The organism is Stenotrophomonas sp. RIT-551, assembly GCF_026241915.1.
Classification (GTDB): domain Bacteria; phylum Pseudomonadota; class Gammaproteobacteria; order Xanthomonadales; family Xanthomonadaceae; genus Stenotrophomonas; species Stenotrophomonas bentonitica_A.
Window position 1 is genome coordinate 437,615 of sequence record NZ_JAPJIU010000001.1, and the last position, 12,032, is coordinate 449,646.

11 protein-coding genes and 1 tRNA gene are annotated in these 12,032 nt (G+C 67.2%); 6 read left to right on the forward strand and 6 right to left on the reverse strand.

The window, feature by feature from the left end; all coding sequences use genetic code 11:
- Positions 1 to 8: 8 nt before the first annotated feature.
- Positions 9 to 1,334 carry an O-antigen ligase family protein gene (locus ORK51_RS01810; RefSeq protein ID WP_261998141.1) on the forward strand — a complete coding sequence of 442 codons (1,326 nt, stop codon included), beginning with the start codon at positions 9 to 11 and terminating at the stop codon, positions 1,332 to 1,334.
- Here ORK51_RS01810 and ORK51_RS01815 read toward each other — a convergent pair.
- Complete coding sequence (locus ORK51_RS01815; protein ID WP_266083686.1) at positions 1,319 to 2,137, reverse strand: glycosyltransferase family 2 protein; 819 nt, start codon at positions 2,135 to 2,137, stop codon at positions 1,319 to 1,321. The genes ORK51_RS01810 and ORK51_RS01815 overlap by 16 nt on opposite strands.
- On the opposite strand from ORK51_RS01815, the gene ORK51_RS01820 reads away from it, so the two are divergent.
- Positions 2,136 to 3,194: a CDP-glycerol glycerophosphotransferase family protein gene (locus ORK51_RS01820; protein WP_266083849.1), complete on the forward strand. Its 1,059-nt coding sequence runs from the start codon at positions 2,136 to 2,138 to the stop codon at positions 3,192 to 3,194. The genes ORK51_RS01815 and ORK51_RS01820 overlap by 2 nt on opposite strands.
- 120 nt (positions 3,195 to 3,314) lie before the next feature.
- Here the strand turns inward: ORK51_RS01820 and ORK51_RS01825 are convergent, their stop codons facing one another.
- The 4 genes from ORK51_RS01825 to ORK51_RS01840 all read right to left on the reverse strand — a co-directional run bounded on the left by ORK51_RS01825 (position 3,315) and on the right by ORK51_RS01840 (position 7,558).
- Positions 3,315 to 4,832 (reverse strand): PH domain-containing protein, encoded by a 1,518-nt coding sequence (locus ORK51_RS01825; protein ID WP_266083687.1) that lies wholly within the window; start codon positions 4,830 to 4,832, stop codon positions 3,315 to 3,317.
- Positions 4,829 to 5,353 (reverse strand): PH domain-containing protein, encoded by a 525-nt coding sequence (locus tag ORK51_RS01830; protein ID WP_266083689.1) that lies wholly within the window; start codon positions 5,351 to 5,353, stop codon positions 4,829 to 4,831. The genes ORK51_RS01825 and ORK51_RS01830 overlap by 4 nt, the downstream gene beginning before the upstream one ends.
- Before the next feature lie 85 nt (positions 5,354 to 5,438).
- Positions 5,439 to 6,572 carry a GTP cyclohydrolase II RibA gene (ribA, locus tag ORK51_RS01835; protein WP_266083691.1) on the reverse strand — a complete coding sequence of 378 codons (1,134 nt, stop codon included), beginning with the start codon at positions 6,570 to 6,572 and terminating at the stop codon, positions 5,439 to 5,441.
- Between the two features lie 68 nt (positions 6,573 to 6,640).
- Positions 6,641 to 7,558 carry a lauroyl acyltransferase gene (locus tag ORK51_RS01840; protein WP_266083693.1) on the reverse strand — a complete coding sequence of 306 codons (918 nt, stop codon included), beginning with the start codon at positions 7,556 to 7,558 and terminating at the stop codon, positions 6,641 to 6,643.
- Positions 7,559 to 7,643: 85 nt separating this feature from the next.
- Here ORK51_RS01840 and dtd point away from each other — a divergent pair, with 85 nt between their 5' ends.
- From dtd to ORK51_RS01860, 4 genes are all read left to right on the forward strand, one after another.
- Positions 7,644 to 8,084, forward strand: a complete 441-nt coding sequence (gene dtd / locus ORK51_RS01845) for a D-aminoacyl-tRNA deacylase (protein WP_070426029.1) — start codon at positions 7,644 to 7,646, stop codon at positions 8,082 to 8,084.
- A gap of 90 nt (positions 8,085 to 8,174) precedes the next feature.
- Positions 8,175 to 10,022, forward strand: coding sequence for an RNA polymerase sigma factor RpoD (rpoD, locus tag ORK51_RS01850; protein ID WP_019183598.1), 1,848 nt, complete (start codon positions 8,175 to 8,177; stop codon positions 10,020 to 10,022).
- 248 nt (positions 10,023 to 10,270) lie between these two features.
- Positions 10,271 to 10,783, forward strand: a complete 513-nt coding sequence (locus ORK51_RS01855; protein WP_266083696.1) for a HipA domain-containing protein — start codon at positions 10,271 to 10,273, stop codon at positions 10,781 to 10,783.
- A gap of 56 nt (positions 10,784 to 10,839) precedes the next feature.
- Positions 10,840 to 10,915 (forward strand) — tRNA-Ile (locus tag ORK51_RS01860).
- A gap of 63 nt (positions 10,916 to 10,978) precedes the next feature.
- Here ORK51_RS01860 and ORK51_RS01865 read toward each other — a convergent pair.
- Complete coding sequence (locus ORK51_RS01865) at positions 10,979 to 11,758, reverse strand: hypothetical protein (RefSeq protein WP_266083698.1); 780 nt, start codon at positions 11,756 to 11,758, stop codon at positions 10,979 to 10,981.
- Between the last annotated feature and the right edge of the window lie 274 nt (positions 11,759 to 12,032).

Consider the following 12,032-nt stretch of genomic DNA (forward strand, 5'->3'; position numbering starts at 1 on the left):
GGTTGGCAATGACGTTTTCCCGTGGATCCGAGCCGGCCACGCCTGTTTCCCTGCCGCCGCTGCAGGGGCGTGCCGGCGTGGCGCACTGGATCGCCACCGTGGGCCTGTTCTGCATGCCCGCCCTGGTGCTGACCCTGCCGCAGAATCTGCTGCCCTACGGCATCCTTCTGCTGCTGAGCACGCTGCTGGCGCCGGACTACCTGTGGCGCGCACGTGGCCTGGCCGGGCGGCCGGTGAAAGTGCTGGCCTGGCTGGTGGTGGCCGCGATCGCCTTCGCGCTGCTCTCGATCTATCTGTTCGAGCAGGGGCTGCGCGATATCGACAACCGGTCGCGGTTCGTCGTGATCCCGTGGATCGCCTTGTGGGTGTGTGCCTTGCGGCCGGATATCCGCTGGCTGTGGGCAGGCGCCCTGGCCGGCCTGCTCGGCACGATGGTGCTGTCGATCCTGCAGGTGGCCGGGGGCGCGCCGCGTGCCGACCTGAGCACCAATGCGATCGTGCTGGCCGACATCGTGCTGGTGCTGATGGTGCTGCTGGTCTTCTGCCGGCCACACCAGCGCTGGACCTGGGTGATCGTGGGCATGGTCGCCGGCTGCGTGACCATCGTGCTCAGCGGCAGCCGCGGGGTCTGGCTGGCGCTGCTGGCGCTGCTGGTGGTGATGGCGATGAGCCTGCGCTGGCGCACCGGGCGTGCGCGCCTGGGCGTGCTGCTGGCACTGGTGGCGATCGCCGGCACCCTGACCCTGACCATCCCGAGCCTGCGCGAGCAGGTCCGCCTGACCGAGCTCAAGCACGACGTGGTGCGGATGGAGCGCGGTGACAGCGACTCCTCCGCCGGTGCGCGCGTGGAGCGGCTGCAGGTGGCCTATGAAACCTTCCTCGACCATCCCCTGACGGGGGTGGGCATCGGCCATTTCGACAGCGCCATGCAGCGCCTGCCGGTGTGCCGGGATGATCCGAGTGAGCAGCGCTGCCACCTGGGCCATGCGCACAACGATCTGGCCGAATGGGCCGCGACCCAGGGCGCCCCGGGCCTGCTGTTGCTGCTGGCGATCTATGGCGTGCCGCTGTGGGTGTTCACCGGTCTGCACCGGCGCAGCGGCGAGCAGACCTTCCGTGGTCCGGCCGCCGCCGGGATCATGGTGGTGGTGACCTACGTGCTGTGCGGGATCACCCAGTCGATGTTCGCGCACCAGATCACGGCCAGCTTCTACGTCACCATCGTCGGCCTGCTGGCCGGGTTGTCGATCGTCCAGGGCCATACCCGGCGCCTGGCGTTGGCGCGGGCCCAGGCCCAGGCCCAGGCCCAGGCTCAGGCTCAGGCGTCGGGCTGATTCCGCGGCGGGTCGGTGACCGGCTGCCCGTTCTGCAGCATCCACAGCATGATGGTCTTCTGGCGCACGTAGTTGGCGCGCACATAGGCGTAGACCAGCCCGTGCCAGCCGTCGCGGAAGCCGCCGCGCAGCAGCAGCCCGCGCCAGAACCGCCACGCCGGCGCCAGGATCAGCTTGGGCAGCGTGGCGCGCTTGCCCCGCGCGAACTCGTGCTCGGCCATCATCCGCGCGTAGCGCTGGGTCTTGAGCAGCTGCTGTTCCAGCGAGCGGTAGGGGTAATGGATCAGATCACCCCGCAGGGTGCCCACCGCGCCATCCACGCTGGCCGCCTCATGGATCTCGCGCTTGCCGCGCCAGCCGCCATGGCGGCGGTCGAACAGGCGCAGGACCCGGTCCGGGTAGGCATTGCCGTGCTTGAGGAACTTGCCGAAATACGCGGACAACCGCGCGAATCGGTAGCCGTGGTGGCCGGCGAAGCCGTTGGCCTGCGCGGTCAGGATCGCCTCGCGCAGGGCGTCGCTGATGCGCTCGTCGGCATCCAGGCACAGCACCCAGTCATGGGTGGCCTGCTCGACGCAGAACGCCTTCTGGCTGCGGAACCCATCGAACCGGCGCTGCAGCACCCGCGCCCCGGCCGCCGTCGCGATCGCCACCGTGGCGTCGGTCGATTGCGAGTCCACCACGACGATCTCGTCGCAGAAGGCCAATGAGGCCAGGCAGTCGCCGATGCGGTCGGCTTCATTGAACGCGATAATGCAGGCCGAAATGCGAGGCCGTTCAGTGGGAGCGGTCGAGGAGGACATGATGGCCGAGTACCTGCTGTTTGCGACGGAGCGTTATGCGCTGCCCATTCTCGCCCCTCTGGCGCAGGCGTTGCACGCATCCGGTCAATCGGTGTCGGCCTGGTTCGCCGATGGCGCCGCCGGCGCATCGCTGCCTGGCGTGCCCAACGTCGGCCTGAAAGAGGCGCTGGCGCTGCGCCCGCGTGCGGTGTTCAGTGCCGCCAACTGGGTGCCGCCGTTCATCGCCGGGGCCAAGGTGCAGGTGTTCCACGGGTTCAACGTGCAGAAGCGCGACAGTGCCCGTGGCCACTTCCGGGTGCGGGGACTGTTCGATCTGTACTGCACCCAGGGCCCGGCCACGACCGCCCCGTTCCGCGAGCTGGCCGCGCGCGAGGGCCACTTCGCCGTGGCCGAGACCGGCTGGCCCAAGCTGGACCCGCTGTTCCGCGATGACGGCGGCCTGAGCGCGGGATTGCGCGTGCCGGCCCAGGGCCGCCCGGTGATCCTGTTCGGTTCGACCTTCACCGAGCGCTTGAGCGCGGCGCCACACCTGTACGACCAGATCGCGGCCGACATCGACCGCGGCGACCACTACTGGCTGCTGACCCTGCACCCCAAGTGCGCGCCGGAGCTGTTCGATCGCTACCGCGCGCTGGCTGGCCCGCATGCGCGCTTCATCGAGCCCGAACAGGTGATGGCCGCGCAGCGCGCCGCCGATGTGCTGGTCTCGGACACCTCCTCGATCGTGTCCGAGTTCATCGTGCAGCACAAACCGGTGGTCACCTTCCGCAACCGGGTGCCGCAGCCGCACATGATCGATTTCGACGACGCCACGCAGCTGCCCGCGATGCTGGCCCAGGCGTTGGATCCGGCGCCGGCGTTGATGGCCGAGATCCGGCGCTACGCCGATGCCATCCACCCGTTCCGCGATGGCTATTCCTCCGAGCGGGTGATCGCCGCGACCGAGGATTTCCTGTCCGGCGAACTCGGCACGCTCAAGCGCAAACCATTCGGTGCGTGGACGCGCGGCCTGCAGATCCGCAAGGATCTCGGGTATTGGGGGCCGGCCAAGCGCTGAAGCATCCGTGGCGATGCCGGCCGGGTTAGGGCGAGCCGGCGAGCAGCCGACAGCACCGGGATGCACCCCCTGCGTGGACGGTGTTCATCCGGTCGGTCCACGCCGTGCGTGGAGGCTCGTCTACCAGCGCAGGCGGCGCCTGGCCAACGCCCGGCCCAGCTGCTCATACACCGCGCGTGCTTCGGCCTCCGGCAGGTACTGCAGCACCAGCGGCGTGCCCATGCCTGCGCCGGCGGTATCCAGCCACACGCTGGCCGTGCCCAGCCGGCGGTCCAGCGGCGAGCGGGTCAGGCGCAGCGCCTGCAGCTTGTCCAGCTCTGCAAAGCGCCACCAGCGCTGCCACCAGCCGCCACGCACGGCCACGTAGTCGTCATCCAGGTGATAGCCGATGCGGGCCATCTGCCGGTGCGCGCGGAATGCCGACCACGGCAACCACAGCAGCAACAGCGCGCCCCACGGACCGCCGTACCAGATCGCGCCCGCGGTCAGCAGCGGAACCACGCACAGCGCGCCCAGGCACAGCCGCCACCAGCCGCGCCTCTGAACCGGCTGCCAGCGCGCCGGCGGCCACTGCAGGTGTGGCAGCAGATGCTGGACCAGCCCATCGCACACGGCCGGCGTCGCCAGCGGCGCGAGTTCGCGCAGGTCACGCCGCTCGCCTTCGCCGGGGTTGCCGGCCGCGATATCGATGCGCAGTTGCCGGCGCTGGAACCAGCGCTGCAGGGCCGTCTCGCGCAGCGTCCAGGCCTGGATCCGGCGCCGCGCCACGCTGGTGCGCATGCGCGTCAACAGTCCGCTGGCCACGGTCAGCCGACGCTCGTGCTCACTGAGCCGGAAACCGTAATAGCGCAGCAGCGCGAGCACCACCGAGAGTACCCGCAGCAGCACCCAGAAACCGGCCACGGCCAGCACTGCGGCAATCGCCCAGAGCCACATGCCAGGGTGCAGGTGGCTGGCATAGCCGAAGGCCTGGCGTCCGCCTGCTTCGATCACATCGGACACGCTGCCACGCGGGAACAATTGCAGCATCGCACCCAGGACCGCCACCACCACGACCCAGCCGCGGTTGGACAACAGCCCGATGCGGATGACCTCGCCGGGGCTCAGCGCCAGCAGCACGTCCTCGGCCGGCTCGGCGAGTGCCGCCTCGCCCGCGGCCGCGGCCGGCGCTGCCTGGCCACGCTGGCGGACCAGCCGCTCCAGTGCGAGCGCCTGGTCCAGCTTGAGCACCCGCATCTCTGCTTCGGGGCGGTTGCCGCCGGCCGATTCCAGCTTCAGCTCGGCCACCCCGAACAGGCGGTGCAACGGGTTCTGGTGGACCACCACGTTGTGGATGCGGGCGAAGGGAATCTCGCGGCGATTGCGCGCGAACACGCCGCTGCGCACCGTGATTGCCGTCGCCCCGATCCGGTAGCGGTAGGTGAGGTACTGCAGCACCGAGTACGCCACCAGCGCCACCACGGCGATCACCGGGCCGATCGACAGCCAGAACTCATCGCGGTCGCCGCGCTGGCCGAACACCACCAACGCGATCAACGGCACCAGGCCTTGGCGCAGCTGCATCAGCAGCACGAACAGCCACGACCAGGGATGCAGCCGCTGCTCCGGCGCGGCATCAAGCGGCGGCGGAATACTCACAGGGCGTCGTCGTCCTGGTCCAGCTGGTGCGCCAGTGTATCGCGCAGGCGCTCGGCATCGGCGCTGTCCAGGCCACTGAGGGTGACCGCGCTGAAGCGGCTGCCGGCGGTATGCACGACCAGCGTGCTCAACCCGGCGCTGCGTTCGATCGGGCCACGCCGCAGATCCAGGTGCTGCACGCGCGAGGTCGGTACGCGGGTTTCGTTCTGCCAGAGCAGGTCACGGCGCAGCCCGAGCCCCTGGGCATCAAGCCGCCAATAGGTGCGGCGCTGGCGGCGGAAGGCGAGCGTGGCACCGATCAGTGCGCCCAGCAGCACCATGCCGGCCGCGCCCCACCAGCGCCCCGGCAGATCGAACACCACCCACAGCGCACCGAACGCACCGCCGATCAGCAGCGCGCCGGCGATCGCGCCACCGAAGGCGGCCAGCGAGGCCGAACGCAGCGGCAGCGGTTGCCAGTCCGGCGCGGCGGGCGACGGCGGCAGGGGCGGCGGCACGGGAGTGTCGAGGAGATCGGACAAGGCAGGGCGCTCGGCTGGAAACGGGCCGGGCGCATGCGTGCAGGTGCAACCGCCCGTGGCGCAGACGGTAGCAGGTTGCCGTGGGCTATTGCGCGGCCTGGATCAGTGCATCCACATCGAGCAGGTGGCCGGCGCGTTCGGCCTTGGTGCGCAGGTACTGTTCGTTCTCGGCGGTGATGTCGCCGGTGACCGGCACGCAATCGACCACATCGATGCCGGCATTGCGCAGGCGCTGGGCCTTGGTCGGGTTGTTGCTGAGCAGTTGCACGCGGGTCACGCCCAGGCCCTGCAGCATCGCCACGGCACTGCCGTACCGGCGCTCGTCGGCACCAAAACCAAGCTGCGCATCGGCGTCGATCGTATCGAGCCCATCGTGCTGGTAACCGTAGGCGCGCATCTTCGCGGCGATGCCGGTGCCACGGCCTTCCTGGTCCAGGTACAGCAGCACACCGCCACCAAGCTCCTTGAGCTTGCGCAGGCCACGCCGCAGCTGGTCGCCACAGTCGCACTTGAGTGAGCCGAACAGGTCACCGGTCAGGCAGGAGGAGTGCACGCGCACCGGCACCACGGCGGACAGGTCCGGCGTGCCGACGATGATCGCGACCTGGTCGCGCTGAGCCACGCCACCGCGGAACACCGCGAATTCGGTCATGCCGACCTCGCGCAGCGGGACCGGCGAGCGGGCCACCAGCTCATACGCGTGCGCGGCCTGCTCGGCGCCCTGGCTCAGGTCGCACAGCGAGACCTGGGCGCAGCCGTCGAAGCGGCGGTCATCGGGGTTCAACAGCACCCCGACCATCGCCGGCAGCAGCAGGCCGAGGCGGGCAATCTCCACCGCGCCATCATCCAGCGCTTCACCGCCGGTCCAGCCGGGCGGCATCGCGCCGGGATCGCGCAGGTAGCTGAGCGACGGCAGTGCATCGAAGTCGATGCCGGCCAGCGGCACGCGCGCGCCACGTTCGGCACTGACCCCGAGCACGCGGGCGCGGGTGGAGGTGAGGAACAGGTAGTGGCGGTCTTCCGCGGCAGCGGCGAAGGCGCTGAAGCTGGTGCGGGTGCTGCTGTCCAGCGCGATGAAGGCCAGGCGCTGGCCGTGGCCATCGTCGATCACCACCGGGCGGCCGGCACGCAGTTCGGCCACCGCGCGCTCGCAGCGGATCGCGGCCGGATCGCCGAACAGGGAAGAAGCAGAAGACATGGCAGGGGCCGTGGGGGACATCGTGGTTTCCACAGTGGGGACGGAAAGCGCCGATTCAATCGCACCAGGGGCGCGACGCTGCGTCGCAGTCAGTGCGGATGGTCCTCGGTGGCGTAAGGATCGTCCTCGCCGCTCTGCGGTGGACGCAGCGTATAGCGCTTGTAGGTCCACTGATACTGCGCCGGATCGCGCCGGGCGATGCGTTCGATCCCGGCATTGAGGGCGCTGGCGGCGGTACGCGGGTCCGGATCGGCCACGGCCGGCGGGGCGGCCTCAATGTGCAGCGCGAATTCCATGTCCGGGCCGATCCGCTCGCACCAGCCGTACAGCACGGTCGCGCCGGTGCGCTCGGCCAGCCGGTTGACCAGGGTCATGGTCAGCGCCTCCACCCCGAAGAACGGCGCGAACACCCCGTCGCCGGCCTTGGGCTGCTGGTCGGGCAGGATGCCGGTGGCGCCGCCGTCCTTGAGCACCTTGAACAGCTGGCGCACGGCCGGGCCCTCGGCCCGGACCTGCTGGACGTTGTCGCCGCCACGGACCAGCTGCAGGAAGGCATCGCCCACCGCTTCATCCGGGGCCTTGTAGACGATCGCGATCGGGCCGCGCGAGGCCAGCCACTGGTTGAGCAGCTCCCAGTTGCCGTAGTGCGGGGCGGCCACGATCACGCCGTTACCGGCAGCCAGGGCGGCGTCGTACAGCGCCTCACCGTGGCGCTCGGTGAGCCGGGCCAGGTTGCGCTCGCGCGGCTGGGTCCACAGGCGAAGGGTTTCGATCGCCTGCAGCGCGGTGGAGCGCAGCACGTTCCGGTGCAGCACCGCGCGTTCGGTATCGCTCAGTTCGGGGTAGGCCAGCTCAAGGTTGCGGCGGGTGACGCGGCTCTCACGGGCGTTGAGACGGATCCACAGCCAGGCCAGCAGCGTCGCGACGGCGCGCAGCCAGGACCAGGGCAGGCGGGTGAACAAGGCAGCGGCGCGGTACGCCAGGCGGGCAGTGGTGTGCGGTTTCATCGCTGCGAAGTCTAGCCGCTGGCGGCCAGCCTGTCGGCGCGCGGGCGCGTTAAGGTAGGCCGCCTTCAGTTGCGGAGCCCTGCCGATGCTTGTCCTGATCCAGCGCGTGAGCCAAGCCAGCGTCCATGTCGAGCAGGCCGTCGTGGGCCAGATCGGGCCCGGCCTGCTGGCCCTGGTGGGCATGGAGCCGGGCGACACCGAGGCCCAGATCACCCGGATGGCCGATCGCCTGCTTGGTTACCGTGTCTTCGGCGATGAGACCGGAAAAATGAACCGGTCCCTGCGCGACACCGGCGGCGGATTGCTGCTGGTCAGCCAATTCACCCTGGCGGCCGATACATCCAGCGGGATGCGGCCGGGCTTCAGTACCGCCGCGCCGCCGGCGGAGGCTGAACGCGGATTCAATCGACTGGTCGATATCTGCAGACAAAAACATGCCCCGGGGGTGGAAACCGGCCAGTTTGGTGCCCATATGGTTGTCAGCCTGGTCAACGATGGTCCCGTGACCTTCCTGCTCAGACCCTAGCCCCCGGGACCACCGCCCGGGAACGCGGGGCGCCGGGCTGGTATAATGCTAGGTTCTATTCCCTCTCCCAGCCGGTGGCGCGAGCACTACATGGCCAACGAACGTCCTGCCCAGCAAAACGACATCAAGCTTCTGATCAGCAAGGGCCTGGAACAGGGCTACCTGACCTACGCCGAAGTCAATGACCATCTGCCCGACGACATCGTCGACCCGGAGCAGATCGAAGATATCATCGGCATGATCAACGGCATGGGCATTGATGTCCATGAAGTTGCTCCCGATGCAGAAACCCTGTTGCTCAACGATGGCAACACCGGCAACCGCGAAGTCGATGACACCGCGGCCGAAGAAGCCGCCGCCGCGCTGAGCGCGCTCGACACCGAAGGTGGCCGCACCACCGACCCGGTGCGCATGTACATGCGCGAAATGGGTACCGTCGAGCTGCTGACCCGCGAAGGCGAAATCGCCATCGCCAAGCGCATCGAAGAAGGCCTGGGCCAGGTCCAGGCCGCACTCGGTACCTTCCCGGTATCGGTGGAATCGCTGCTGGCCGACTACGACGCGCACAAGGAAGGCAAGAAGCGCCTGGCCGAAGTGATCGTCGGCTTCAACGACCTGGTCGAAGAAGTCCCGGCCCCGGCCGTGGCCGAAGACACCAGCGATGAGGCTGACGAAGACGCCGATGAAGACGACGACGGCGACGACGTCGAGGAAGAGGCCGGCCCGACCGGTCCGGATCCGGAAGAAGTCGCACGCCGCATGCAGGCCCTGAGCGATGCGTACACCGCGTTCAAGAAGGCCGCGGCCAAGGGCGACCGCAAGCCGCTGGCCAAGCTGCGCGACGACATGGCCGCCGTGTTCGTGACCCTGAAGCTGCCGTTGCCGTTGACCGATGTGCTGGTCAAGCAGCTGCGCGACGTCATGGCCTCGATCAAGTCCCACGAACGCCGCGTGCTGAACCTGGCGACCGTGACCGCGCGCATGCCGCGCAAGGACTTCATCCGCTCGTGGGAAGGCAACCAGACCAACCTGGAGTGGGTGGAAGACGCACTGAAGCGCAAGCAGAAGTGGTCCTCGGCCCTGCGTGACGTGAAGGACCAGATCATTGCCGAACAGCAGGCGACGATCGACATCGAGAAGACCACCTGGCTGGAACTGGACGAGCTGAAGGAAATCAGCCGCGCCATGGCCTACGGTGAAGCGCGTGCACGCAAGGCCAAGAAGGAAATGGTCGAGGCCAACCTGCGCCTGGTCATCTCCATTGCCAAGAAGTACACCAACCGCGGCCTGCAGTTCCTCGACCTCATCCAGGAAGGCAACATCGGCCTGATGAAGGCCGTGGACAAGTTCGAATACCGCCGTGGTTACAAGTTCTCCACGTATGCGACCTGGTGGATCCGCCAGGCCATCACCCGTTCGATCGCCGATCAGGCGCGCACCATCCGTATCCCGGTGCACATGATCGAAACGATCAACAAGTTGAACCGCATTTCCCGTCAGATGCTCCAGCAGTATGGCCGCGAGGCCACGCCGGAGGAGCTGGCCAAGGAAATGGACATGCCGGAAGACAAGATCCGCAAGGTGATGAAGATCGCCAAGGAGCCGATCTCGATGGAAACCCCGATCGGCGACGACGAGGATTCCCATCTGGGCGACTTCATCGAGGACACCAACGTGGAGTCCCCGATCGAGAACACCACCAACATCAACCTGTCTGAAACCGTGCGCGACGTGCTGGCCGGCCTCACCCCGAGGGAAGCCAAGGTGCTGCGCATGCGCTTCGGCATCGACATGAACACCGACCACACCCTCGAGGAAGTCGGCAAGCAGTTCGACGTCACCCGCGAGCGCATCCGCCAGATCGAAGCCAAGGCGCTGCGCAAGCTGCGTCACCCGAGCCGCTCCGAGCAGCTGCGCAGCTTCCTGGATATCGATTGATCGATTCCAGCGCAGCGCGTTGAAACCCGACAGACCCCGCGCAAGCGGGGTTTGTTTTTTGGGGCGGGTGGCGGCGCAGCGGATGGAGCGGGTGTTCGAGAGGAAGGGGGGAGCGCTGAATTGCCTCTTTAATTTCGTCGCTAATTTCGTAACGTAATTGTTGCCTTCTTTGTTTTTATGGCTGGATGATGTGATTTTAATCAACGGCTTATGGAAGGACTGTGGTTGCGAGCCGCTGAAAATAGGCGGTGCAGCGCTTCGACCGCACCGTCGACGTGCTCGGCCGGCGTGGCTTCGTCTCGCTGCTGGCGCTGTCCTCGGCCTTCGTCGGTGACGTGACCGTGGACTGGGGGATGGCTGCCGACGCGCTGGTGACGCAGCGCTGGGTCGATCGCGACGCGCAGGCCGCGATGGGAAGGCTGCACGCGTTCGGCCGGCCGATCGGCAACAGCGACATGCATCAGGGCAATCTGGGTTTCCATCTGGTCGATCGCGGCCCGCTGCCGTTGGCGCCCGCCTACGACATGTTGCCGATGTCACTGGCCCCCTCGCGCACGAGGGGGCTGCGTGCCGCTACGCCACTGTGCTCCATCGCGCCGGAGCGCAGCGGCGAGCTCGCGCACCTGCACTGGGCGGCGCCGCTGGCGGTGGACTACTGGCAGCGTGTGGCGGGTTCGGCGCTGCTGCGCTCGAGCGTGCTGCGTGAGCTGGCGGTGGAAAATGCGCATCGGGTCCAGGAGATGGGCCAGCGTTTCGGTTGATGTGAGGGGTGCAGTGGAAAGCGCCTACTGGCCTCCACTACACTGTGCGGCCGCAAGGGCCTATAGCTCAACGGTTAGAGCAGAGGACTCATAATCCTTTGGTTCCAGGTTCGAATCCTGGTGGGCCCACCATTCAATCAGGAGCCTGGCAGCAACCGCGCTGCCGATGCGCAGGCGCGACAGCCTCTTCCATGGTCACCGCGATGCATCTCTTTTGCTGAGAAGGTGATTTGCGAGTTCCTTGCCGCGGCGCAATTGGGCGCCGTCAAGGCCAGCTGCGGCATTGTTCAAGAACGAGGCGCCATACCGACTTGAACTTGTGCGGAAGAATGCTTCGGCGTATGCATAGGCCATCACCGGGTCTTTCGAGGCCAATATGCCGTTCTTGTAGATGTCGCTCAAACGCACGTATGCGTTTGATTCGCCGGCCGCTCCAGCGGACTCGAGGAATCTGACGGTGTTCTGTTTGTAGTCGCGGATCAGATCCGGATCCAGCGAGTTACGTTCGTCTTCAAAGATCCTCGAAGCGTATAGCGCGTAATCGAGCTGGGCGCGGATGTTTCCATGCTCGGCGGCATGGGTGATCGCGGTGAACACCTCTTCGGGACTCAGCGGCTCAAGCCAAAAATCCCGGCACAGCTCGTCGGTCGTACTCCTGATGTGACCCGCGGTGGCGGAGGCCTCGCGATCAATCTGACAACGCAGATCTGTTTCAACCAGTTCGTATGCCGACGTGGCACTGGCATCGGCAGGATGCTCGCCGCCTGCCTTCGCCGAAGGGCTGGTCGGCTGGTTCGTCAGGCCGGGCGTTCTGGATGCTTCCTGACCTGATCGCGCAGCCGGGTCAGAGGCTTGCGCTGCTCCGCCAGCAGAGATTGGCAAGGGCGTGGGGTTTTGCCGGGTAAGCGATAGTCCAGCGGTTGCTGACAACGCGACAGCCATGACAGACGCCGCTACAACCATCGTGCGTTTCATCGTGTATCCGGTCCCCTGAAAACCCAGCATCGGCTGAGCGTAGATGTATACGGCATCTGCTGCTCTCAGCATGCTACAGCCAGGATCGGATGCCAACGACCATGAGCCCGTTGGCGGCGCGGCATTGAAGGTTTCACCGGAAACTTCTGTGGCGAGGTCCCGCACCGCATATGAAATCGCATGGAATAGGAATATACAAAAATGGAAACACGGCACATTTCGTTTTTGTTAAGTGCGTGTCAACTATCGTTCCGCCCCGGCTTGCGGCGCCAGT

What these genes read in the sequence shown, in the direction of transcription:
- ribA (WP_266083691.1), bottom strand. Translation starts at nt 6,572, where the DNA reads ATGTCCCCCACGGCCCCTGCCATGTCTTCTGCTTCTTCCCTGTTCGGC.
- ORK51_RS01840 (WP_266083693.1), bottom strand. Translation starts at nt 7,558, where the DNA reads ATGAAACCGCACACCACTGCCCGCCTGGCGTACCGCGCCGCTGCCTTG.
- rpoD (WP_019183598.1), top strand. Translation starts at nt 8,175, where the DNA reads ATGGCCAACGAACGTCCTGCCCAGCAAAACGACATCAAGCTTCTGATC.
- ORK51_RS01820 (WP_266083849.1), top strand. Translation starts at nt 2,136, where the DNA reads ATGATGGCCGAGTACCTGCTGTTTGCGACGGAGCGTTATGCGCTGCCC.
- ORK51_RS01815 (WP_266083686.1), bottom strand. Translation starts at nt 2,137, where the DNA reads ATGTCCTCCTCGACCGCTCCCACTGAACGGCCTCGCATTTCGGCCTGC.
- ORK51_RS01865 (WP_266083698.1), bottom strand. Translation starts at nt 11,758, where the DNA reads ATGAAACGCACGATGGTTGTAGCGGCGTCTGTCATGGCTGTCGCGTTG.
- ORK51_RS01810 (WP_261998141.1), top strand. Translation starts at nt 9, where the DNA reads ATGACGTTTTCCCGTGGATCCGAGCCGGCCACGCCTGTTTCCCTGCCG.
- dtd (WP_070426029.1), top strand. Translation starts at nt 7,644, where the DNA reads ATGCTTGTCCTGATCCAGCGCGTGAGCCAAGCCAGCGTCCATGTCGAG.